The sequence below is a fragment of the Halococcus sp. IIIV-5B genome (assembly GCF_003602035.1).
Classification (GTDB): domain Archaea; phylum Halobacteriota; class Halobacteria; order Halobacteriales; family Halococcaceae; genus Halococcus; species Halococcus salsus.
Genome location: NZ_QZWE01000023.1, coordinates 36,385 through 58,292 on the forward strand (window position 1 = coordinate 36,385; position 21,908 = coordinate 58,292).

Here is a 21,908-nt window from a genome sequence, read left to right on the forward strand (position 1 = left end):
TATAAACGTGCGTCAGACACTATTTGGGGAGTTGACAGCTCGTGCGCGAGCCCGGTCGGGTCGGCGGTCCCGGTACGTTTTAGCGGCCGCGGACGAACTGGCTTCCAATGACTGCGCAAGCCGTCGAGGCGCGCGAGTACAGCGTTGTGATCGGCCTCGAGGTTCACGTCCAGCTCGAAACGGAGAGCAAGATCTTCTGTGGCTGCAGCACCGATTTCGAGGACAGCGAGCCGAATTCACACACCTGTCCGACCTGCCTCGGGCTGCCCGGCGCGCTGCCCGTTCTCAACGAGGCCGCCGTCGAGGGGGCGCTCAAACTCGCCGCCGCCATCGACGCCGACGTGCCGGAAGAAACCCGTTTTCACCGGAAGAACTACTACTACCCTGACCTCCCGAAGAACTTCCAGATCACCCAGTACGACCGGCCGCTCTGTCGGGACGGCGAACTCACCGTCACCGTCGCGGACGACGAACGAACCATCGCCATCGAGCGCGCTCACCTCGAAGAGGACCCGGGGAGTCTCCAGCACGCCGGCGGCGGCATCGACACCGCCGACTACACCCGCGTCGACTACAACCGCGCCGGGGTTCCCCTCATGGAGATCGTCACCGAACCCGACTTCCGGAGCCCGGACGAGGTCCGGGCCTTCCTCGCCAAACTCACGGAGGTCCTCGAGTACCTCGGGGTCTTCGACAGCTCGCGCGACGGCTCGCTCCGGATCGACGCCAACATCTCGCTGGTGCCCGACGAGGAGGTCGAAGCCGACGGCTCTATTGGGGCCGAGGCACTCGCGACGGCGAACCGAACGGAGGTCAAGAACATCTCCAGCCACCGAGGGGCGGAGAAGGCGCTGGCCTACGAGACGAGCCGGCAGAAGAACGCGCTCCAGCGTGGGCAAACCGTGGAACAGGAGACCCGTCACTGGGACGAGGGCAAGGGGGTCACGCTCTCGATGCGTTCGAAGGAGGAGGAGAAGGACTACCGCTACTTCGCCGAAGCCGACCTGCCCGTGCTCCGGGTCTCGGAGTGGGCCGAGGAGGTCGAGATCCCGGAATTGCCCGACGCCCGCCGCGAGCGATTCAGTGCGGAGTACGGCCTCTCGTCGGCGGAAGCCCGAAAGCTCACCTCCACTCGGGAGGTGGCGGACTTCTACGAGCGCGTGGCCGACCGCTTCGACCCCGACGTGGCGGCTTCGTGGGTCGCCGACACCCTTTTGGGAGAACTCAACTACCGCGACATGGCCGTCACGGACATCGAGGACCGGCTCGACGAGTTCCTCCATCTGATCGAACTCGCCGAGGAGGACGAGATCACCGAGAAGAACGCCGAGGAGGTGGTTCTCAGGGCGATGCTCGACGACGGCGACGGCCCCGACGAGGTCGTCGAACGCGAGGACCTCGGCAGGACGGACGAAGACGAGGTGGCGGCGGCGGTCGAAACGGCTGTCGAGGAGAACCCGGATGCTGTCGAGGACTACGAGAACGGCGAGGACGGCGCGCTCAACTTCCTCGTAGGCCAGGTGATGCAGGCCACGGGCGGGAGCGCCGACCCTGGGACCGTGAACCAGGCGCTTCGAGCCGAACTCGACGGCTGAACGGATCAAGCACGGGCTACGCGTCGCGCGTGCGGACGCGCTCGGGCGGTTTCCCGAAAGGTTTAGTTATCGTATCGGTCTATCGTCCCCCAATGATCGACGGGGGAGCCGCACGATGGAGCTGATAATCACCGAGAAGGAGACCGCGGCGCGCAACATCGCCGAGATCCTGAGCGGCGGCGGCGCGGACGTCGAGCGGCGCAACGGGGTCAACGTCTACAAGTGGGGTGGCCGGCGGTGTGTGGGCCTCTCGGGCCACGTGGTCGAGAACGACTTCCCACCGGAGTACTCGAACTGGCGCGACGTCCAGCCCGTGGAGCTCATCGACGCCGACGTGGTGGTCGAACCCCACGAGAGCCGCGAGAACATCGTCCGCACCCTCCGCCTGCTCGCCCGCGACGCCGACAGCGTCGTGATCGCGACCGACTACGACCGCGAGGGCGAACTCATCGGCAAGGAGGCCCACGACCTCGTTCGGGAGGTCTCCGACGCGCCGGTGAAGCGCGCCCGCTTCTCTTCGTTCGCCGAGCGCGAGGTCACGGAGGCCTTCTCGAACCTCGAAGACCTCGACTTCGACCTCGCGGCCGCCGGCGAAGCCCGCCAAGAGATCGACCTCGTGTGGGGCGCGGCGCTCACCCGATTCCTCTCGCTGGCGGCGAAACAGCGCGGTGAGGACTTCATCAGCGTCGGCCGGGTTCAGTCCCCCACTCTCAAACTCATCGTCGACCGCGAGCGCGAGATCGAGGCGTTCGACCCGGAGACCTACTGGGAGATCTTCGCCGACCTGCTGAAGGACAGTGAGGCGTTCGAGGTCCAGTACTTCGACGCGAACGAGGGTCGCGGCACGGACAGAGTCTGGGACGAAGCGCTCGCCGAATCGGTGTACGAGGCGCTGCAGGAGACGAGCACGGCGACCATCGAGAAGGTCTCCCGACGGACCCGAACCGACGACCCGCCGCACCCGTTCAACACCACCCAGTACATCCGGGCGGCGGGTTCCTTGGGGTACTCCGCGAGCCGTGCGATGAGCCTCGCCGAGGAGCTCTACACTTCGGGCTACATCACCTACCCGCGGACGGACAACACCGTGTACCCGGACGACCTCGACATCGAGGACCTCCTTCGGGATCTCTCGACCCACCGCGAGTTCGGCGAGGACGCTGAGGAGCTGCTCGACGGCGACTGCACGCCCACCGAGGGCGACGAGGAGACAACCGACCACCCGCCGATCCACCCGACGGGCGAGCTTCCAGCAGGTTCGGCGCTCGGCGACGACGAACGCGAGATCTACGAACTCGTCGTGCGGCGGTTCCTCGCGACGGTGGCCGACCCGGCCGAGTGGGAGCACCTCCAGGTCACGGCCCGCGTCGGCGAGCACAGCCTGAAAGCCAACGGCAAGCGCCTGGTCGAACCCGGCTACCACGCGGTCTACCCCTACTTCAACACCAGCGAGAACCACGTCCCGGACCTCGACGAGGGCGAGGAGCTCCCGGTGGAGGACGTCCGCCTCGACGAGAAGGAGACCCAGCCGCCCCGCCGACGCGGCCAGTCCAGACTCATCGAGCGGATGGAGGAGATGGGAATTGGAACCAAAGCTACCCGGCACAACACCATCGAGAAGCTCTACGACAGAGGCTACATCGAGAGCGACCCGCCGCGACCGACCCGGCTCGCGCGCGCGGTCGTGGACGCCGGCGAGCAGTACGCCGACCTCGTTGTGAGCGAGGAGATGACGAGCCGGTTGGAAAATGATATGGCCGCCATCGCCGACGGCGAGATCAGTCTGGACGAAGTCACCGAGGAGTCCCGTGAGATGCTCGCGGCCGTCTTCGAGGAGCTCCACGCCTCGCGCGAAGAGCTCGGGACCGACCTCAGGCGATCGCTCAAGGCCGACAAGACCCTCGGGCCGTGTCCCGAGTGTGGGGCCGACCTCCTCGTTCGACAGAGCCGCTACGGCTCGCACTTCGTGGGCTGTGACGGCTACCCCGACTGCGAGTTCACCCTCCCGCTCCCCTCCTCGGGCAAACCCCTCATCCTCGACGAGACCTGCGACGAGCACGACCTCCGGAAGGTCAAGATCCTCGACGGCCGGAGCACGTTCGTCCACGGCTGCCCGCTCTGTGCCGCCGAGGAGGCCGACGCCGAGGCGGACGTGGTCATCGGCGACTGTCCCGAGTGTGGCACGGAGCACGGTGGCGAGCTCGCGATCAAGACCCTTCGGACTGGTTCGCGGCTCGTCGGCTGTACCCGGTATCCCGACTGCGACTACTCGTTACCGCTGCCGCGCCGTGGCGAGATCGAGGTCACCGACGAGCGCTGCGACGAGCACGACCTCCCCGAACTCGTCGTCCACAGTGGCGACGAGCCCTGGGAGCTCGGCTGTCCGATCTGTAACTACCGCGAGTACCAAGAACGCCAGTCGGTCGGCGATCTCGTCGACATCGACGGCGTGGGCGAGAAGACCGTCGAGAAGCTCGCGGCGGTGGGCATCGAGACCCTCGACGACCTCCGCGAGCGCGAGGCCGACACCGTGGCCGCCGAGGTCCAGGGCGTGAGCGCCGACAGCGTCCGAACCTGGCAGGCGAAGGCCGACTGAACTCTTCGAATCGTTTCGGGGATCGAAGGCGTTTAGGTAGCGCTCGGACGTGGAACGGGTATGACTGGGCCGTGGGACGAGTGGAACCACATCGTGAAGATCGACCCCGACAAAGACCTCGTCGACGGCGAGACCTACGACGACGTCTGTGAGACCGGCACGGACGCCATCGAGATCGGCGGGACGACGGGCATCACCGAGGAGAAAATGGAGGCGGTGATCGACGCGTGCGCCGCCCACGACGTCCCGCTCTACGTCGAACCAGGGATCTCGGCGACCGTCGTTCACTCCGACGACCTCTCGGGCTACCTCGTCCCCATCGTCTTCAACGCCGGCGACATCGCGTGGATGACCGGCGCGCACAAGGAGTGGGTTCGGATGGACTCGGACATCGACTGGGACCGGACCGGGACCGAGGCGTACATCGTGCTCAACCCCGAGTCCTCGGTGGCGGAGTACACCCAGGCGAACTGTGACCTCGACGCCGAGGAGGTCGCGGCCTACGCCACGGTCGCCGAACGGATGTTCGGCCAGGAGATAATCTACGTCGAGTACTCGGGTACCTACGGCGACCCCGATATCGTCGCGAGCGCGGCCGACGCGCTGGACTCGGCCACCCTGTTCTACGGCGGCGGCGTCCACGACTACGAGACGGCCCACGAGATGGGAACCCACGCCGACACCGTGATCGTGGGCGACCTCGTCCACGACGCGGGCTGTGACGCCGTTCGCGAGACGGTTCGGGGCGCGAACGACGCAGCCTAACGCGGTCATCACACGGAACGTTTTCTCGCTCGCCGCCGGACAGGTGGTGAGATGGTCGAGCGAAGACCGCACGAGCGCCCGCCCGAAGAACGTGAGGAAACCCACCACCTCGATCAGCGCCGCGCTGACGGTCGCACTGCGCTCCGAAACGACGCCGCCAGAATCGCAATGGACTACGCCACGGCGGCGACGGTCGCGGTCGATCCCGAGCGTGACGAACCGCCAACCGACCCTCGCTTCGAACGGGTCGACGACCAGGCTTCGTGGACGACGGAACCGATCGCGGGCGAGCGCTACCGAATCTCACTTCCCAAGGGCCGACCAGCAGTGGAATCGCTGCTCGATACGGGATTTCGACGATGGGACCTGGTGGTTCACACGAGCGAGGCGTGGCTCTATCGGGCCGGCGGTCGTGTGAACGTCTCAGCCGCCGATGCGGGTTACGAACGCGACCTTCGGGTCCTCGCCGACGAGCGCGGTGCGCTCCTCGTCCCGGTCGCCACGCTCGGCCACTGGACCGATGGCGAACGGTGGTACGAAGTCACTGAAGGACTGCTCTACGTCTATCCCGAGGACATCGCGGCGACGTCGTGGGAAGAACGGCGGTCCTCCACGACCCACACTGGATTCGACGTCCTCGGACTTCGACGTATCCGCGCCGACAGCGCCGGGATGACGATCGAACTCTCGTGGATAGACGTCGAAAACGAGTCGCGGTTCATGCGAGCGGTCGGGGCGATCGTCGGTGCGCTCGGTGCCGTTCTTCGCGTCCCGGATGTACCGACCACGATTGTGTTCGGGTCCCGCGAGGAGTTCGAAACCGCGCTCGATGTGCTCTCGCGAGCCATCGGCGAGTCCTCGAACCATCGCTCAAGCGATGTGAGCGACGCGACCTGAACGAACACGAACACCGTCGACCGACCCGGGTCCGCGTTACTCGTTTTCGTCCGTCGTCTCGTTCGTATCCGAGGCTTCCGCCGGGTCGCTCGTCTCGTCGAACCAGTGGAGCGGACAGGTGTACTCGTTGTGGACGAGCTCCTCCTCGACGATCTCGAGCCCGAGCGCCGAGAGGTCCCGACCGATCCGGCTCAGGTCGTCGCCGTTCCGACCGACCGCGACGACGTGGACGTTCTCCTCGCCGGTCATGAGTTCGCGCGCCGAGACCACCCCCGGAACCGAGAGCGCCTCGCGCGCGAGCCGTTCGCGTTCGGGTATCGGTGCGGTGCAGAAGATCAGGGTGAACAGCTGATAGCCCGCCACCTCGTAGTCGACGTCGAGGTGGCTCCCCCGGATCACGCCGTCGGCTTCGAGGCTCGCGATCCGGTTGCGAACCGTGCTCGGCGAGACGCCGTAGTCGGTGGCGATCTGGGCGGCGGAGGTGCTCCGGGCATCGCCCTGGAGCCGATAGATGATGTACCGGTCCATCTCGTCGAGTTCACGGGACGGCATACGACCGGTAGGCGGCCGCGGCCGGGAAAGGGTTTCTCGTTGGTCGCGAACGCTACAGCAGCCAGCGTTCGAGCGCCTGCCGCACCCGCCCGGTGGGTGTCGCCCCCCGCGGCCGAACCACGAGCACCGGCCGGTCGGTATCGGCGACGAGCGAACGGTTCCCGGCCGCGACGACGAACACGTCGGTGTCGGCATCGGGTCGCCCGCCGTCCGTCCGGACGAAGCCGGTTCGAACCGGTGCCGAACAGACCTCGGCGATCGCCTCGTGGTAGTCGGTGAGCGCCCGCTGGCGCGCGTCGTTGGGACGCTCGTCGACGGCGTACTCGAAGCGGACCGTCGCGTCGTGTGCCATCGCGACCGCGTCGGCGACCGCCACCTTCATCGGGTCGTACGGGCCCTCGTCCGTGAGCACGGTCACGGTTTCGATGTCCGTGAACCCGTTCTCCGGGTCGTCCACGACGACCGCCTCACAGTCGGTGTGGGCGAGCACCCAGTCGGCGTCGGAGTCGAACACCCGGTCGCGGAGCCCACGCGAGCGATAGCCGAGCACCAGCACGTCGGGGTCGCGGTCGGTGACGGCGTTCGCGACCGCGTGACGGGTGTCGTGGCTCACGGTCTCGTGGGCCCGGACCGGCACGTCGAAGTCGGTTTCGAGCGCCTCGATCCGGTCCTCGAAGGCCAGGTCCCCTTCCGAGGGGTCGGTGGCCGCGGGCAACGGCACTTGGTCGGCCACCTCGTCGAACCGGACCACCGTCACCGAACCGTCCTGCACGCGCGCGAGGTCGGCCGCGACCCCGATCAGTCCCCGCTCGTGGGCCGGGTCGGTCGTCTCGGGAACCGCGACCATCGCCTCGTAGCCCCCGGCCGGCGCGATTGCGTTCCGGGTGCGTACGACGCTCCGGCGACCGATCTCGCGGCGCACGGCGTCGACGGCCGCCCCCTCGCGGTCGACGCGACGGCGGCCGTAGCCGAGGTACCACGCCACGCCCGCGAGCGTGATGACCACCGAGCCGACCAGCGGAACCGTCCCCATCTGTGTCAACAGCACGAGCCCGCCGACGACGCCTGCGATCTGCACCCACGGGTAGAGCGGCGAGCGGAAGGTGGGTTCGTAGGGTTTGGAGCCGCGGCGGAACGCGATCAGCGCGACGTTCACCAGCACGAAGACGAGGATCTGGAACGCGCTCGCGAGTTTGGCGATGTCCTGGATCGGGACGAACGCGATCAGGAGGAGCAGGACGACCCCCGTGACCGTGATCGAGTTGCTCGGGGTGTTGAACCGCTCGCTGATCTCGCCCAGCGAGGGCGGTGCGAGCTTGTCGCGGCTCATCGCGAGCGGGTAGCGCGACGACGAGAGCACGCCCGCGTTGGCCGTGCTCACGAGCGCGAGCAGCGCCGCGACCACGACCGCGAGAACCCCTATCGGCCCGAGCGCGACGTCCGCGGCGAGCGCCATCGGCGCGTTCGTGTCCCCGAGCGTACTGGGGTCGGTGACGCCGAGCAGCACGAACACGATCAGGATGTAGAGAACGGTGGTGAACGCGAGCGAGCCGAGGATCCCGAGGGGGACGTTCCGTCCGGGGTTCTCGATCTCCTCGGCGACGCTCGCGACCTTCGTCACGCCCGCGTAGGAGACGAACACGAGTCCCGTAGCTTCGAGGATCCCGCCCGTCCCGCTGGCGAAGAACCCCTCGTAGTTGGTGAGCGAGACCGACGGCAGGCCGCCGAGCGCGAACCAGCCGAGCGCGACCAGCATCACGCCGACGATGACGACCTGGAGCTGGCCGGTCTGTTTCGCGCCGAGCACGTTGATGCCGACGAGGATCGTCGCGAGCGTCAGCGCGAGCGGCGTCGTGATCCACTGGGGGACCTCGAAGAGGTAGAGCAGGTAGGGGACGCCGCCGACGAGCGCGAGCGCGCCCTTGAACGACAGCGCGAACCAGGTGCCGAGCCCCGCGACGGTCCCGAGCAGCGGGCCCATCCCGCGCTCGATGAAGAGGTAGGTCCCGCCGGATTCGGGCATCGCGGTCGCCATCTCGGACTTCGAGAGCGCCGCCGGCACCACCAGCAGGCCGGCGATGAGGTACGCGAGCACGACGGCCGGGCCGGCGATGTCCACCGCGAGGGCGGGCAGGATGAAGATCCCGCTCCCGATCATCGCGCCGATGCTGATCGCGAGCACCGACGGCAGACCGAGGTCGCGTTCGAGCCCCTTCGTCATCCGCTCGGCCTCACGCGTCCGCCGTCCGACCGAAGCCGCTCGCGGTCGTCGGTTCGGGAAGGTTCGTCCGTCTCGTGCGGCTCGACCGTGGTCTCGGTCGTCCCGCTCCGGACCCCAACTCGCGGCTCACGTCGGCGCGCGTCGAGCACGCCGGTCAGCGTGCTCGTGGCACAGACCGGCTCGATCCCGGCCCCCGCGAACGCGTCGAGGTTCGCCGGGTCGTTCACCAACCCGACCACGCGTTCGACGCCCCTGAGACGGAGGAACTGTCCGACCAGGAGGTTGTGGCCGTCCTCGGGCGAGACCACCAGCCCGAGGTCGGCGCGTTCGATGCCGTCCCCGTCGAACACGCCGGCCCGGCTGCTGTCCACCGTTCGGGCGTCGACCCCCGCATCGCTCGCCCGCTCGACCGCGTGTTCGTTTCCGTCGAGGAAGATCACCTGGCCGGTGTCGTCGACGATTCGCGACGCGAGCGCGCCGCCGATGGGTCCACCCCTGTCGACCACCACGACGACCGCTACCATGTTGAATCGTTTTCCATACTGGCCTATGGAAACGAATCGTGATAAGAAATACGGTTATTCTGCGTTTTCAGCAGAATATGTGTGTTCGACCGTGGAGGATGGTCCGGACGACTCGCGACGCTATCGGTCGGAACACCACCATCGGCCGAAAACATACGATCGGATATATTCACGAAAGATTAAATAATTGGACGAAATCGCCGGGACAGTATGGAAAGAGTCATACCCGACAGGATCGCCGACCATCGTAGCGATGAGGTTGAAACTGTCTACCACGGAGGTACGGTGTGGCGAATGACGAACCGGGGTCCGGGGTGTGGGAGCCGATCCGCACCGCCGGTCGGTGGTCGATACATCTGCGGACGCACCTCACGGTGCTGGCGATCGTCGTCGTGTCCGAACTGATCGGGAGTCACCAGTTCGGCGTCGGGCCGGGTCAGGTGGTGTTGCTTCCGCTGCTGTACGCGGTCGTCATCGGTATCCTCGTCAGCTACAGCGTGCTCGGTCGGTATCTCCAGCCCCTTCGGGCGGTCGTCTCGAAGGACGTCAGCGAGGTCAGCGCCCCGCTGCTGACGGTCGCGTTGATGCCGCTGGCGGTCAAGTACGGAACGCAGGTCGGTCCGGAGTTCAACAATCTGGTCAGTGCGGGTCCGGCGTTCCTGCTCCAGGAGCTCGGGAACCTCGGGACGATCTTCATCGCGCTGCCGGTCGCGCTGTTGCTCGGTCTGCGCCGGGAGGCGATCGGCGGCGCGGTGAGCATCGCCCGCGAGGCGACCTTCGCCGTCGTCACCGAGCGCTACGGGATCGAATCGCCCGAGGGCCGGGGTGTCATCGGCGTCTACCTCACGGGCACCGTCTTCGGGACCATCTTCTTCGGGCTGCTCGGCGGGCTCGCGCCGATCACGGGTCTCCACCCGCTGGCGCTCTCGATGGCCTGCGGGATGGGGAGTGCGAGCATGATGACCGCGTGTTCGAGTTCGCTCGCGGAGGCGGTGAGCGGGGTGTCGGCCGAGCGGATCCTCGCGTTCGCCGCGACGAGCAACCTCCTCACGGCCCTCACCGGGATCTACGTCCTGATCTTCGTCTCCCTCCCGCTGATCAACCGGCTGTACGCCTTCGCACGGCCGCTCGTCGGAGGTGAGGACGCGTGACGCTCGAATCGCCGACCTTCGAGGCCAACATCGCGAAGATGCTCGTGGTCATCGGCGTCGTGACCGTCGTCGGGAACGCCATCGGCTACGGGATCAGCCCGGTCGAGGCCGCCCCCGGCATGGCGCTCATCGCCGTCATCGGCTTCGTCTCCCTGCTCTTGGGACGGCACGTCCCGCTCGAATTCCCCGCGTTCGCGTACGCGACGGTGATCGGGCTGGTGCTCTCGCTCCCGTTCTCACCGGTTCAAGAACTCGTGCTCTCGCTGACGGACCCGGTTCAGTTCCTCGCGACCACGACCCCGATCCTCGCCTACGCCGGGCTCTCCATCGGGCTCCAGGTGACGAGCATGAAACGAATGAGCTGGAAGATCGTGGTCGTGGCCATCTGTGCGTTCACGGGCACGTTCGTCGGCTCCGCGCTGATCGCCCAGGCCATCCTGAGCTACCAAGGACTCATCTGATATCGAATGACACCAACCGAAACCACAAAGGAAGCGGTCTGTGCGGCGATCGACGAGCATCGGGACGACCTCATCGACCTGGCGAGGGCCGTCGCGGCGGAGCCGGAGCTCGGCTACAAGGAACACGCGACGACCACGAAGGTCGTCGACGCCTTCGAGGGGATGGGGCTCGCCGTCGAGCGCGACCTCGCCATCACGGGGGCGCGTGCCACTATTCCCGGCGAAACCGAACCCGACGAGGACTCGTTCACGGTCGCCGTGCTCGGCGAACTCGATGCACTCGTCAACTGGGAACACCCGATGGCCGACCCCGAGACCGGGGCCTGTCACGCCTGTGGTCACCACGCCCAGCTGGCGAACCTGGTCGGCACCGCCTACGGGCTCACTGCCACCGGACTGCTCGACGAACTCGACGGTGCCGTCGAGTTCCTCGCGGTCCCCGCCGAGGAGTATCTCGACTTGGAGTACCGTCGGTCGCTGGTCGGCGAGGAGATCGAGTTCCTCGGGGGCAAACAGGAACTGATCAAACGGGGCTACTTCGACCACGTCGACTGCGCGACGATGGTCCACGCCGACGCCGACACGCCCGGTCGGGAGGTCCTCACCCGGTCGTCGACGAACGGGTTCGTCGGGAAGTTCGTCACGTACCGCGGCCGTTCCTCGCACGCCGGCGCGGCCCCCGAGGAGGGCACCAACGCCCTGAACGCCGCGATGCTCGGGATGAACGCGGTCCACGCCCAGCGCGAGACGTTCGCCGACGAGGACAACGTTCGGGTCCACCCGATCCTCACGAAGGGCGGCGACGGCGTCAACGTCGTGCCGGCGGACGTACGCATGGAGTCGTACACCCGTGCGAGAACCACCGAGGCGGTCACCGAGGCGAACACGGCCGTCAACCGGGCGCTCGAAAGCGGCGCGATGGCCGTCGGGGCCGACGTGACGATCGAGGACTATCCCGGCTATCTCCCGTTCGAGACCGACGAGACGATGATCGAGGCCTACGAGGCGAACGCGGTCGCCGAACTCGGGGCCGAGGCGATCGACACCAGCGACCCCCACACGACGGGTTCGACCGATATGGGCGATGTCACCCAGGTGGTTCCGGGTGTTCACCCGATGATCGGCGGGTTCGAGGGCACGCCACACACCCCCGAGTTCCGGGCCGTCGACGAGGAGATGGCCTACGTCATCCCGGCGAAGCTCACGGCCTGCATGGTCGTCGACCTCCTCGCCGACGACGAGGCGAAGGCGTCGATCCGGCGGGCGAAACGCGGGAAACACACCCCCGAGGAATATCTGGAGCTCGTCAGAGGGATGCGTCGAACGGTCACCGGCGAGTACCTGTCCTGAACGCGGCCTCCCGCTCGGGTCGCCCGCCGCGACGTGGTCGTAGCGATCCTCCAGATCGGTACTCACCCCGATTCCGCCGGCCGATCGCCGGCTCAGTCGCGCTCAGGAACCAGCGAGCCCCGCGTCACGCTGCGGTCGTTGGACGCCCGAAGCGCCTCCTGAACGTCGTCGAGCGCGAAGTCGGCGTCGAGCAGGTCCGCGAACGGGTAGTCGTCCTCGTGAACCGCCAGGAATTCGAGCGCCTCGCGGAGGTACCACGGGTCGTAGCGCATCGTCGAGACGACGTCGATGGATTTGCGCGTCATCTTTCCCGGGTCGAAGTCGGTGGTCTCGCCGGGCACGATGTTCCCCATCTCGAGGTAGCGCCCGCCCTTCCGGAGTAATTCGATTCCCTCGCTGAACGCGTCGGGGACGCCGGTGACCTCGACGGCGACGTCCGCACCGAGCCCGCCGGTCAGCTCCCGAACCCGTTCGGCGCGCTCCTCGACGGTTCCGAACTCGTCCATGTCGATGGTGTGGTCGGCACCGAACCGCCGTGCCAAGTCGAGACGCTGCTCGACGCCGTCGATGGCGATGGTCTCGGCTCCGCTCTCGGTCGCGACGGCGAGCGCGTTCAGCCCGAGCCCGCCCGCGCCCTGCACCACGACGGTGTCGTCGTGGCTCAGTCCGACTTCGTCGAAGCCGAAGAGGACCTGCGAGAGTGCACAGTTCGCGCTCGCGGCTGCCTTGTCGCCCACGCCCTTGGGCACGCGGTAGAAGTACTGGTCGGGGCTGACGTAGTAGTGGGTCGCGAACGTCCCCGTGAAGTGTGGGTGCTCAGTCGGGTTCTTCGACCACTCCCGGTAGGCGTTCTCGCACTGGCCGAACTGGCCCCGGCCGCAGTACGCACACCGCCCACACGTAATGAAGTAGGCGGGGGCGATGTAGTCCCCTTCCTCGATGGGTTCCCCAGCCCGATCGGTCGTTACCCCGTCTCCGAGCTCGACTACGCGACAGAGGGCTTCGTGGCCGAGGCTGCCGTCGGTGATGAGCGGGTGGTTCCCCGACCAGATGTGGAGTTCGGAGCCACAGATGTTGGCCCGGACGACCTCGGTGAGGACGGCCCCCGGCTCCGGCGTCGGCAGCTCGTAGCTGTTCGTCTCGACGACCTTCGGCGATTCGAGCGAGACGACGCGCCCGTGGGTTGTGGATGGCACGGGTGAACACACCGTTCGGCGGGCTAAAACGGGTCGGGTTCGGGCCCGTTCGCCGCTCGTGTTCCGACCGCGGGGGATCCGTCGAAATCGACGGCGTTTACAACCACGGCTTCGCATCCCGTGTATGAACGACCGAACCGAGACGGCTGCGGCGGAGCCGGGCGAGACGGTGACGATCGCTGGCTGGGCCCACGAGATCCGCGACCTGGGCGGGATCGCCTTCCTGATCGTGCGCGACCGCACGGGGAAGATCCAGGTCAAGTTCGAGAAGGACGCGATGGACGACGACCTCGTCGAGACGGGGACCGAGGTGAGCCGCGAGAGCGTCGTTTCAGTTACTGGCGCGGTCGAGGAGGAGGAACGCGCGCCGACGGACGTCGAGATGGTGCCCGAGTCGGTGGAGGTCCTCGCGCCCGCCGAACCCGGCCTCCCGCTCGACCCCTCGGAGAAGGTCGACGCCGAGCTTCCGACGCGGCTCGACAACCGCACCCTCGACCTCCGACGCGACGAGGCCAAGGCGATCTTCGAGATCCGCGCCGAGGTTCTCAGAGCGGCCCGCGAGGCGTTCCGCGAGTTGGGTGGGACGGAGATCACCACCCCGAAGATCGTCGCCACGGGCACGGAGGGCGGGACCGAGCTCTTCCCGATCACCTACTTCGGGCGCGAGGCGTTCATGAACCAGTCCCCGCAGCTGTTCAAACAGCTGATGGTCGGGAGCGGTCTGGAGCGGGTCTTCGAGATCGGCCCGATCTTCCGGGCGGAGGAGCACAACACGCCCCGCCACCTCAACGAGGCCACCTCGATCGACTTCGAGTCGGCCTTCATCGACCACGAGGAGGCGATGGACGCCTGCGAGCACGTGGTCCGGTCGGCCTACGAGGCCGTCGCCGAGAACTGTGAGAGCCAGCTCGAAACCCTCGGCTACGAGGACTTCGAGGTCCCCGAGGAAGCCTTCCCGCGATTGAGCTACGAGGAGGCCATCGAGCGGATCAACGCGACCGGCGAGCTCGACGAGCAGCTGGAGTGGGGCGACGACCTCCCCACCGAGGGCGAGCGCGCGCTCGGCGCGGACGTCGACGGCCACTACTTCATCACCGACTGGCCGAGCGAGATCAAGCCGTTCTACATCATGGACCACGAGGACGGCGAACTCTCGACGGGCTTCGACATGATGGCCCCCTCGATGGAGCTCGTCTCGGGTGGCCAGCGTGAGCACCGTTACGACCAGCTCGTCGAGGGCTTCGAACAGCAGGGGCTCGACCCCGAGGCCTTCGAGTACTACACCAAGATGTTCAAGTACGGGATGCCGCCCCACGCTGGCTGGGCGATCGGTGGCGAGCGCCTCGTGATGACGATGCTCGACCTGCCGAACATCCGTGAGGCGGTTCTGTTCCCGCGAGATCGCCAGCGTCTGAGTCCCTGACGAAGACGCTGGGAGCCAGCGGGACGAACGGGGCGAGTCTCGCATGACAGGCAGCGACTGCGCCCGTAATCACTCGGAGCTGGTTGCGGCATCTTCGATGAGTTCGTCCGCGGTCTCGCGTAGCTCACCGGTCATGTGTAACCCATGCCGGTCGATCGCCCGGATCAGGTCTTTTCCATCGTTCGGTGGTAGCCCTTCCTCGACCGCGCGGACGACGACACCGACCGTTCCCGTCACAATCGCGCCGAGCCCGTTCGCGATGGTCCGAACTCGTCGGTCGTCGGAGACCACCCCGACGGAACGGTCGGCGTTGGTTTCGACGAGAACTGCGAGGACGATCTCGAAGTCGCCGTCGACCTCGGACTGGCCGAGAATTCGTTCCGTTTCCCGTCTCGCGTTCTCAGTCCGTTCGTTAGACAAAACGAATCCGTCCGAGGGAGCGCGGACGCTGTCGTGGTCGTAGAATCGGTCGAGGTTGGTCCGTGCTGGTTCGGTCACGACTTCGTCGTCGACGGCGGGAAGCACCGCTGGCGCTCGATCGAAGTTCAATAGCAAGTCCAGCTCGCCGATGGTTCCAAGCGAGAGAAGCGTCGTTGCATCGACGAGGATCATAACTCTCGCGCGGCGTCGGCATCGCGTTCTAGGTCCTCCGGTGAGAGTTGGGTCGTCAGGTTCCGGTCGCGGGCGATCTGCAGCCACTCGCCGAGCGAAACACCAGCTATCCGCGCGGCCTGGTTCACTGAGACCTCCCCGGTTTGATACTGCTCAACCGCGACACGGGTCCGGAGGTCCGAAAGACCTGCCTGGAGCGCCTTTCGGATGGTCGTACTCCGGTCCTCGCCCAGCAGGTCGGCGACCTCCTCCAGGGTTTCGCGCTCCTCGTCGGGGATCCGAGCGCTTATCGACGGCATGTATGCGCTGTGCTAGAACGTATTCGGTAATCAGTCTGTGGGTCAACCGGAAACGAACGACCGTCCCCTGCGAGCGCTTTCACGGCTTCCGTGGTTCGACAGCCCTATCACTTCGCCGCTGATGCCGACAGCAAGACCATGCGGGTGCCGGCGACGGACGTTTGTTCGGAGGCGCTGAACAGTATCTCGATGAGTGATGTAGTGTTCGGCGGCGACGGGTGGCGGGCTGCCGTCGATGGGGAGGACGCGACGTAGATGGTTGCGCTCGGGACGATAGCCATCCTCCTCGTCGCGGTGCTCGCGAGTTTCTTCATGGCCTGGACGATCGGTGCGGGGTCGTCGGGGTCGACCCCGTTCGCGCCGGCGGTCGGCGCACGCGCCATCTCGGTGATGCGCGCGGGCTTCCTGGTGGGGATCCTCGGGCTGCTCGGCGCGGTCCTCCAGGGCGCGAACGTCGCGGACGCAGTCGGCACGGGGTTGGTCGGCGGGCTCACGCTGTCGCCGACGGCCGCGACGGTGTTGTTGTTGCTCGCGGCGGTCCTCGTGGCGGTCGGCATCTTCACCGGCTACCCGATCGCCACCGCGTTCACGGTGACCGGGGCGGTCATCGGCGTCGGCCTCGGCCTCGGCGGGACCCCGGTCTGGCCGAAGTACATCGAGATCGGCGCGCTCTGGGTGCTCACCCCGTTTGTCGGCGGCGGGGTCGCCTACGCCACCGCGCGGCTGCTCCGGGACGAACGGATCTCGGAGCGCTACAGCGTCCCCGCCCTGGGGGCGGTCATCGGTCTCATCGTCGCCAACATCCCCTTCACCCTGCTCGGGCCGGACGGCGGCGCGTCGATCGCGGTCGCGGCAACCCGCGACCTCTCGATGTCGTCGTCGGTCGGTATCGCGTTGGTCTCGGTCGTCGCCGCGGTCGTCGCCGCGGGGCTGCTGGCCTACGATATGTCGGGCGGTGCGGAAGGTGCCGAACGCCGGTTCCTGCTCGTGCTCGGCGGTCTCGTGGCGTTCTCGGCCGGTGGGAGCCAGGTCGGGCTCGCGGTCGGGCCGTTGCTCGCGGCGGTACAGGAAGCGTCGTTGCCGGTGACGCTCCCCCTGGTGGGGCTGCTGGTCTTCGGTGGCCTCGGGCTCCTCGTGGGGTCGTGGATGGGCGCGCCGCGGATGATCAAGGCGATCGCTCAGGACTACTCCTCGCTCGGTCCCCGACGGTCCATCGCGGCGCTGATCCCCTCGTTCGCGATCGCACAGGCCGCCGTGGTCTTCGGGATCCCGGTCTCGTTCAACGAGATCATCGTGAGTGCCGTGGTAGGGAGCGGCTACGCGGCGGGCGGAGCGGGCGTCAGCGGCGCGAAGATGGGCTATACGGTCCTCGCCTGGATCGGCTCGCTGGCGCTCGCGCTGGGGCTCGGCTACGGGATCATCACCGTCGTCGAGTTGCTCTGAAGCCGGAGCCCGACCGAGGGATCTCAGTCGTTCTCGGGGCCCGCCTGCTCCACGTCGATCGGGTCGCGGTCGCGACCGCCCCGCCAGCTGAACAGCCACTCGCGGGTCGAGAGCTGGCGGATCTCGGGAAACCGCCGGCGTTCGGTCTGGCCGTAGTTCACCAGCGCCACGAGCACGACCCCGCCGACGGTGTTGCCGAGCAACACCGGCAGCCAGAACTCGGCGAACACCGCGAACAGCCCGGCGTCGCCGATGAAGACCGCGAACAGCGCGTCGGCGGCGGTGACGACGACGTGGTAGAGCTCGGTGGCGACGATGGTGTAGAAGACGACGTAGATCAGGAGCAGACGGGCGATCGAGTCCCGGACGGCGTGGCCGAGCCACACGACGCCCGCGACCAGCCAGCCCGCGAACACCGCCTTGAAGAAGAGGTCCCACCAGCCGGTTTCGAGACCCGACTGGGTGAACTCCGCGGCGGCCGCCATCGCCGGTGGCGAGAGCACGTGGGTGTGGGCGAGCACGAACACGCCGAGGCCCGCCCCGAGGACGTTCCCGACGAGGACGATGACCCAGACCCGGAGCATCAGCGGGAGGCTGGCGAGGCGGGCGAGCACGAGCGCCACGGGGGGCAGGGTGTTCTCGGTGTAGAGCTGGTAGCGCCCGAGGATGATGTAGATGAAGCCGATCGGGTAGAGCAACGAGGCGAGCAGGGTGTTCTCGGGGAAGTACGCCGTCAGCGCGGCGTGGGCGACGAACGTGAGCACGATGGCGAACCCCGCCGCGAGGCCGCTGAAGAGGAGTTCGCGCGCGCCGGTCGAGACCTCCTCGTCGGCGGTGGCGAGCACGCGCTGGAAGATCTCCTCCGAGGAGAAGCGGTCGCCGATCGCCCAGCCCGCGTTCGGCGCGCCGGAGGCGGCGTGGCCGGTGGACTCGCGGATCGGGTCCCCGTCGTCGGGTGCCTCGGTCGAACCCTCCCGGGTCCGGTCGTCGTCCCCGGGGTCGCCGTCGTTCACCGACACGCACGCGCCTCCGGGGGATACCGCTCGCCGTCCCGACGCTGGAGGGATGGTTCCGTTGGTTTCGATCCCGGCATTCGGTAGCGGGGAAAAAGAGCCGATCGATACATAGCACTATCGCCGGCGGGTGCAGGCGATTCCACCGGACGGGACCCCTATCGAGCGGACCGACCCGACGCCCGAACGGGCGGCTTATCCCGGCCGCCGCCGAGGCTGGGATATGACGCGGAGCCGTGCCCGGGGGAGCGCCACGACCGACCGACTCCGGGCGTTCGTCCCCGGTCATGTCACGGGGTTCTTCAGCGTCCACCGCCACGAGGACCCTCGAAAGACGGGGTCCCGAGGCGTCGGCCTCGCGCTCACCGACGGCGTGACGGTCGAGCTCGTTCCCGCCGACGAGCCTGCGGTGGTCCTCGACGGCGACCCGATCGAGATGGAGGCCGTGACCCGCACGCTCGACGCGCTCGGGGTCACGGCACGCGCGGTCGTCGAGACCTCCGTCCCCGTCAGCGCTGGCTTCGGGGTCTCCGGCGGCGCGGCGCTCGGGACCGCGCTCGTCGCGAACGCCGCGGACGGCCTCGCGCTCACCGAGAACGAACTCGTCGGGGTGGCCCACGCCGCCGAGGTCGAGGCGGGAACCGGCCTCGGGGATGTCGTGGCCCAGGCCCGCGGTGGGGTCCCGGTCCGACTCGCACCCGGCGCGCCCGCGGTGAACCGTCTCGACGGGCTCTCGGTACCCGAAACCCGGATCGAGTACGTCTCGTTTGGCGGGCGCTCGACCGACGAGATCATCGGCGGCGACGTCGGGACCCTCTCGGCGGCGGGCGAGCGCGCGCTCGACGCGCTGCTCGACGAACCGACACTCCCGCGCGCGCTGGCGCTCTCGCGGTCGTTCGCGATCGAGGCCGACCTGCTCACCCCACCGGTCGAGGCGGCCATCGAGGCGGTCCGCGAGACGGGTGGCGAGGCCGCGATGGCGATGCTCGGCGATACAGTGATTGCGCTCGGCGACGGCCTCTCGGCGGCGGGCTACGACCCGGTCGTCTGCGAGGTCGACCCGTGCGGCGCGCGGTTGGTCTGACCGCCCGGCGCACGGAACGGTCGGTTTTTCCCGATTCATCACGAATTCGCGGTATGAGCCACACGGCGGTCCCCGACGACCATCCCCGGAGCACGTCGCTCCGGACCCGCCACCGGATCGAGGCCGGCATCGACGCCGGGATCACGAGTCGACAGGGACTGATCGCGGAGGGCCGCGGCGAGGCCTTCGACTACCTCATCGGCGAACGAACCATCGAGAGCGCCGCCGCCGCCGAGCGCGCCGCCGCCGCTCACCTCCTCCGCGCGGAGTCGCCCGTGGTCTCCGTCAACGGCAACGTCGCCGCGCTCGCGCCCGAGGCGGTGGTCGACCTCGCCGACGCGACGGGTGCGGCGATCGAGGTCAACCTCTTCAATCGAACCGAGGCGCGGATGAACGCGATCGCCGACCACCTCCGCGACCACGGGGCGAGCGAGGTGAAGGGACTCACCGCCGACGCCCGGATCCCCGGTCTCTCCCACGAGCGCGGCAAGGTCGATGCCGACGGGATCGGTGCCGCCGACGTGGTGTTGGTTCCCCTGGAAGACGGCGACCGCGCCGCGGCGCTCGCGGAGATGGGGAAGACCGAGATCGTGGTGGACCTCAACCCGCTGTCGCGCTCCCCGCAGGCTGCCGCCGTCCCGGTGGTCGACAACCTCGTCCGTGCGCTCCCGGCCATCACCGAGCACGCCCGCGACCTCCGCGACCGACCCGAGGAGTGGGACGCGATAATCGAAAACTTCGACCGCGAGGCGGCGCTCGCCGACGCTGAACGGGCGATCCGGTCGGGGCAGTTGGACTGAGGTCGGGTTCCGGCTACGTCGCCAACCGACTTTGGTTGACGGCGTAGATCGTGACGCTATCCTCTTGATAGGCCACCCGAACACCCTGGAGGTCGTCGAACGGTTCGACGTCGCCGTAGCGGATGCGTTCGGTCGGGCTGACGTAGACGTACTCGACGCCGTACTGGTCGAGCAGCGCGACGCGCTGTTCGTCGGTCCCGAGGTAGATCGTGTTGACGGCTCGCACCCGATCCGCGTAGGCCGTCCAGCCCCGGTACTGGATCTCGTGTGGCACCCCGATCACGGTCGGCAGACCGGTGAGGCTCGCCGCCGGTGCGGCGCTCCAGCGGTAGATGTAGGGGCTGGCGGCCGAGACGATGGTCGGCCGACCCGACCGGTCGTCGAGCCACTCGATCCCCGCGACCTGGCCGGGGACGTTGTTCTCGGCCGCCGCCAGCCCGTCGAGCGTCGGCTCCTCGACCGGCGAGTTCGCGAAGTGACTCGTGAACGCGACCCCGCCGAACGTCGCGGTCGAGAGCACGAGCACGCCCGCGAGCGCGCCCGCGAGCACCTGACGGCGCGACCACGACCAGCGCCGGCGACCGCGGACGAGCCGGGGGAGGATCACGCCGACCGCGCTCGCCCAGAGCACCCACGCCGGCATGTAGGTCTTCACGACGGTGTTGAACCGGGTACCGCCGCCCTCCTTGATGTAGACGACTTCGGCGAGGAGGACGAGCCCGAGCCCCGCGACAACGAGGACGCCCTCGAAACCCGTCCGGTCGGTCGCGACGAAGTACCAGCCGGCGGCGAGCAGCACGCCGAACAGCGCGATCGGGGCGAGCGCGGCGGGCACCAGCACGACGACCGCGACGAACCAGAGCAGTACGGCGACGGCGGCCGGGGTCTGCCAGCGCTCGCGAACCCGTGCGACGTAGTAGGCGACGAACACCGCGAGGAACGCCCCGTGGATCAGGAGGAGCGAGCCGAGCGGGCTGCGCGCACCCGCCGCGACCGTCGCGACCGGGGTCGAGGGACCGCTGCTGAGCGGACCGAAGACGAACGGTAGCGCCGCGACGATCCCGAGAACCCCCACGACGCCCGCCGCCACGAGCGCGCCGACGAGGCGGGCGAGCGCCGCCGATGCCCGACCGGTCGTCGCCCGTTCGACGTACGGCGAGAGGTCGGCGGCCGCCCTCGATGGTAGAAGGCTTCGGAGGCGGGCCGGCGCGAACGTGAGCGTGAGCCAGACCACGCCGCCGGCAACCGCGAGCCCCCAGGTGTTGACGGTGACGATGAACCCGACGACGACCGGTATCGCGCCGAACAGCAGGACCTGCCGCCGACGGCGCTGGGTCTCGGGGGTCCGGTAGTAGGCATAGCAGAGCCCGACCACGACGACGAGAAACGGCGTGCTCACGGCGTACGGCCGGAGGTCGCCCCGGACGATGGCGAACAGCGGGAACGGGTTGTAGAGGTCGGCCATGATCCGGCCCGCGCTCTTGAAGTAGTAGTTCGAGGCGATGGGGGTCAGTATCGCCTCGGCCGCGAACTGGGTGTGCACGGACGCGAGCGCACCCGCCGCGGGCTCCCGGAGCCCCGACGGTAACCGGCGGACGACCAGTCGAACGGCCGTCGCGAGGTTCGCCGCGCCCACGGCGAAGAAGACCGCCGTCACGCCCGCGAGGGCCCGCGTCGTGTTGCGCTTCGAAAGCGTCTTTCCCCCGAGAGTCTCCTTCGCACGGTCGAGCCGCCGGCCCACCGAGACCGCGCCGGCGAGTTCGTAGACCCCCGCCGCGAGCGCACCGTAGAGGCCCGCCATCGAGAGGTTGAAGCCGTACCACGGGTGGACGTCGAGCAGCCGGCTCAGCATCGAGGTGAGGAGGTGGCCGCCGTAGTAGTAGATCACCGCCTCCCCCGAGAACCACATGTCCTCGGGCGGGAGGG

Annotated in this window: 20 protein-coding genes; 12 read left to right on the top strand and 8 right to left on the bottom strand. The window is 68.1% G+C overall.

Annotated elements, in window-relative coordinates; all coding sequences use genetic code 11:
• Positions 1 to 107: 107 nt before the first annotated feature.
• The 4 genes from gatB (at position 108) to D3261_RS14480 (ending at position 5,853) form a co-directional block, all read left to right on the top strand.
• Positions 108 to 1,595 carry an Asp-tRNA(Asn)/Glu-tRNA(Gln) amidotransferase subunit GatB gene (gatB, locus tag D3261_RS14465; RefSeq protein WP_120073542.1) on the top strand — a complete coding sequence of 496 codons (1,488 nt, stop codon included), beginning with the start codon at positions 108 to 110 and terminating at the stop codon, positions 1,593 to 1,595.
• 115 nt (positions 1,596 to 1,710) lie between these two features.
• Positions 1,711 to 4,191: a DNA topoisomerase I gene (locus D3261_RS14470; protein WP_120073544.1), complete on the top strand. Its 2,481-nt coding sequence runs from the start codon at positions 1,711 to 1,713 to the stop codon at positions 4,189 to 4,191.
• A 60-nt stretch (positions 4,192 to 4,251) separates the two neighbouring features.
• On the top strand, positions 4,252 to 4,956 hold the full coding sequence (locus D3261_RS14475) for a phosphoglycerol geranylgeranyltransferase (RefSeq protein ID WP_120073546.1): 705 nt from the start codon (positions 4,252 to 4,254) through the stop codon (positions 4,954 to 4,956).
• Positions 4,957 to 5,007: 51 nt separating this feature from the next.
• The gene (locus D3261_RS14480) at positions 5,008 to 5,853 is read left to right on the top strand and encodes a hypothetical protein (RefSeq protein ID WP_147464981.1); all 846 of its coding nucleotides are present in this window, start codon (positions 5,008 to 5,010) and stop codon (positions 5,851 to 5,853) included.
• A gap of 36 nt (positions 5,854 to 5,889) precedes the next feature.
• Here D3261_RS14480 and D3261_RS14485 read toward each other — a convergent pair whose 3' ends face one another.
• From D3261_RS14485 to D3261_RS14495, 3 genes are read right to left on the bottom strand one after another with little or no spacing between them, the layout of a single operon-like run.
• On the bottom strand, positions 5,890 to 6,405 hold the full coding sequence (locus D3261_RS14485) for an Lrp/AsnC family transcriptional regulator (RefSeq protein ID WP_120073549.1): 516 nt from the start codon (positions 6,403 to 6,405) through the stop codon (positions 5,890 to 5,892).
• A 52-nt stretch (positions 6,406 to 6,457) separates the two neighbouring features.
• Complete coding sequence (locus D3261_RS14490) at positions 6,458 to 8,626, bottom strand: amino acid permease (protein WP_120073551.1); 2,169 nt, start codon at positions 8,624 to 8,626, stop codon at positions 6,458 to 6,460.
• Entirely contained in the window at positions 8,623 to 9,150 is a 528-nt protein-coding gene (locus tag D3261_RS14495; protein ID WP_120073552.1) for an NAD-binding protein, read from the bottom strand. Before D3261_RS14495 ends, D3261_RS14490 begins: the two co-directional genes overlap by 4 nt.
• A 287-nt stretch (positions 9,151 to 9,437) precedes the next feature.
• On the opposite strand from D3261_RS14495, the gene D3261_RS14500 reads away from it, so the two are divergent.
• The 3 genes from D3261_RS14500 to D3261_RS14510 are packed head-to-tail and all read left to right on the top strand — an operon-like array spanning position 9,438 to position 12,112.
• Positions 9,438 to 10,301, top strand: coding sequence for a DUF3100 domain-containing protein (locus D3261_RS14500; RefSeq protein ID WP_233554002.1), 864 nt, complete (start codon positions 9,438 to 9,440; stop codon positions 10,299 to 10,301).
• Positions 10,298 to 10,762: a hypothetical protein gene (locus D3261_RS14505; RefSeq protein ID WP_233554003.1), complete on the top strand. Its 465-nt coding sequence runs from the start codon at positions 10,298 to 10,300 to the stop codon at positions 10,760 to 10,762. The genes D3261_RS14500 and D3261_RS14505 overlap by 4 nt, the downstream gene beginning before the upstream one ends.
• A 6-nt stretch (positions 10,763 to 10,768) precedes the next feature.
• Positions 10,769 to 12,112 (top strand): amidohydrolase, encoded by a 1,344-nt coding sequence (locus D3261_RS14510; protein WP_120073554.1) that lies wholly within the window; start codon positions 10,769 to 10,771, stop codon positions 12,110 to 12,112.
• Positions 12,113 to 12,204: 92 nt separating this feature from the next.
• Here D3261_RS14510 and D3261_RS14515 read toward each other — a convergent pair whose 3' ends face one another.
• A complete protein-coding gene (locus tag D3261_RS14515; RefSeq protein ID WP_120073556.1) occupies positions 12,205 to 13,308 on the bottom strand; it encodes a zinc-binding dehydrogenase in 1,104 nt (367 codons plus the stop codon).
• A gap of 124 nt (positions 13,309 to 13,432) precedes the next feature.
• Between D3261_RS14515 and aspS the strand changes: the two genes are divergently transcribed.
• Positions 13,433 to 14,731: an aspartate--tRNA(Asn) ligase gene (gene aspS / locus D3261_RS14520; RefSeq protein WP_120073558.1), complete on the top strand. Its 1,299-nt coding sequence runs from the start codon at positions 13,433 to 13,435 to the stop codon at positions 14,729 to 14,731.
• Between the two features lie 69 nt (positions 14,732 to 14,800).
• On the opposite strand, the gene D3261_RS20390 is transcribed toward aspS, so the two are convergent.
• Complete coding sequence (locus tag D3261_RS20390) at positions 14,801 to 15,343, bottom strand: hypothetical protein (RefSeq protein WP_199694020.1); 543 nt, start codon at positions 15,341 to 15,343, stop codon at positions 14,801 to 14,803.
• Positions 15,340 to 15,642, bottom strand: coding sequence for a UPF0175 family protein (locus D3261_RS14530; protein ID WP_120073560.1), 303 nt, complete (start codon positions 15,640 to 15,642; stop codon positions 15,340 to 15,342). The genes D3261_RS20390 and D3261_RS14530 overlap by 4 nt, the downstream gene beginning before the upstream one ends.
• 90 nt (positions 15,643 to 15,732) lie before the next feature.
• On the opposite strand from D3261_RS14530, the gene D3261_RS20085 reads away from it, so the two are divergent.
• Both D3261_RS20085 and D3261_RS14535 read left to right on the top strand, forming a co-directional pair.
• The gene (locus D3261_RS20085; protein WP_158589401.1) at positions 15,733 to 15,897 is read left to right on the top strand and encodes a hypothetical protein; all 165 of its coding nucleotides are present in this window, start codon (positions 15,733 to 15,735) and stop codon (positions 15,895 to 15,897) included.
• Complete coding sequence (locus D3261_RS14535) at positions 15,898 to 17,085, top strand: inorganic phosphate transporter (protein ID WP_120073562.1); 1,188 nt, start codon at positions 15,898 to 15,900, stop codon at positions 17,083 to 17,085. It abuts the gene before it with no gap.
• 23 nt (positions 17,086 to 17,108) lie between these two features.
• Here D3261_RS14535 and D3261_RS14540 read toward each other — a convergent pair whose 3' ends face one another.
• Positions 17,109 to 18,104 carry a formate/nitrite transporter family protein gene (locus tag D3261_RS14540; RefSeq protein ID WP_120073564.1) on the bottom strand — a complete coding sequence of 332 codons (996 nt, stop codon included), beginning with the start codon at positions 18,102 to 18,104 and terminating at the stop codon, positions 17,109 to 17,111.
• 217 nt (positions 18,105 to 18,321) lie between these two features.
• On the opposite strand from D3261_RS14540, the gene D3261_RS14545 reads away from it, so the two are divergent.
• The gene (locus D3261_RS14545; protein ID WP_120073565.1) at positions 18,322 to 19,182 is read left to right on the top strand and encodes a pantoate kinase; all 861 of its coding nucleotides are present in this window, start codon (positions 18,322 to 18,324) and stop codon (positions 19,180 to 19,182) included.
• Between the two features lie 53 nt (positions 19,183 to 19,235).
• Positions 19,236 to 19,982 (top strand): 4-phosphopantoate--beta-alanine ligase, encoded by a 747-nt coding sequence (locus D3261_RS14550; protein ID WP_120073567.1) that lies wholly within the window; start codon positions 19,236 to 19,238, stop codon positions 19,980 to 19,982.
• Positions 19,983 to 19,995: 13 nt separating this feature from the next.
• Here D3261_RS14550 and D3261_RS14555 read toward each other — a convergent pair.
• Positions 19,996 to 21,908 (bottom strand): DUF2298 domain-containing protein (locus D3261_RS14555; protein WP_120073573.1); only part of this gene is annotated, 1,913 nt, incomplete at its 5' end.

Bases quoted from the DNA above. Each gene is read 5' to 3' on its own strand.
- D3261_RS14485 (WP_120073549.1), bottom strand. From the start codon at position 6,405: ATGCCGTCCCGTGAACTCGACGAGATGGACCGGTACATCATCTATCGG.
- D3261_RS14550 (WP_120073567.1), top strand. From the start codon at position 19,236: ATGAGCCACACGGCGGTCCCCGACGACCATCCCCGGAGCACGTCGCTC.
- D3261_RS14545 (WP_120073565.1), top strand. From the start codon at position 18,322: ATGACGCGGAGCCGTGCCCGGGGGAGCGCCACGACCGACCGACTCCGG.
- D3261_RS14475 (WP_120073546.1), top strand. From the start codon at position 4,252: ATGACTGGGCCGTGGGACGAGTGGAACCACATCGTGAAGATCGACCCC.
- D3261_RS14470 (WP_120073544.1), top strand. From the start codon at position 1,711: ATGGAGCTGATAATCACCGAGAAGGAGACCGCGGCGCGCAACATCGCC.
- D3261_RS20390 (WP_199694020.1), bottom strand. From the start codon at position 15,343: ATGATCCTCGTCGATGCAACGACGCTTCTCTCGCTTGGAACCATCGGC.
- D3261_RS14495 (WP_120073552.1), bottom strand. From the start codon at position 9,150: ATGGTAGCGGTCGTCGTGGTGGTCGACAGGGGTGGACCCATCGGCGGC.
- D3261_RS14510 (WP_120073554.1), top strand. From the start codon at position 10,769: ATGACACCAACCGAAACCACAAAGGAAGCGGTCTGTGCGGCGATCGAC.
- D3261_RS14535 (WP_120073562.1), top strand. From the start codon at position 15,898: ATGGTTGCGCTCGGGACGATAGCCATCCTCCTCGTCGCGGTGCTCGCG.
- D3261_RS14480 (WP_147464981.1), top strand. From the start codon at position 5,008: ATGGTCGAGCGAAGACCGCACGAGCGCCCGCCCGAAGAACGTGAGGAA.
- D3261_RS14490 (WP_120073551.1), bottom strand. From the start codon at position 8,626: ATGACGAAGGGGCTCGAACGCGACCTCGGTCTGCCGTCGGTGCTCGCG.
- aspS (WP_120073558.1), top strand. From the start codon at position 13,433: ATGAACGACCGAACCGAGACGGCTGCGGCGGAGCCGGGCGAGACGGTG.
- D3261_RS14530 (WP_120073560.1), bottom strand. From the start codon at position 15,642: ATGCCGTCGATAAGCGCTCGGATCCCCGACGAGGAGCGCGAAACCCTG.
- gatB (WP_120073542.1), top strand. From the start codon at position 108: ATGACTGCGCAAGCCGTCGAGGCGCGCGAGTACAGCGTTGTGATCGGC.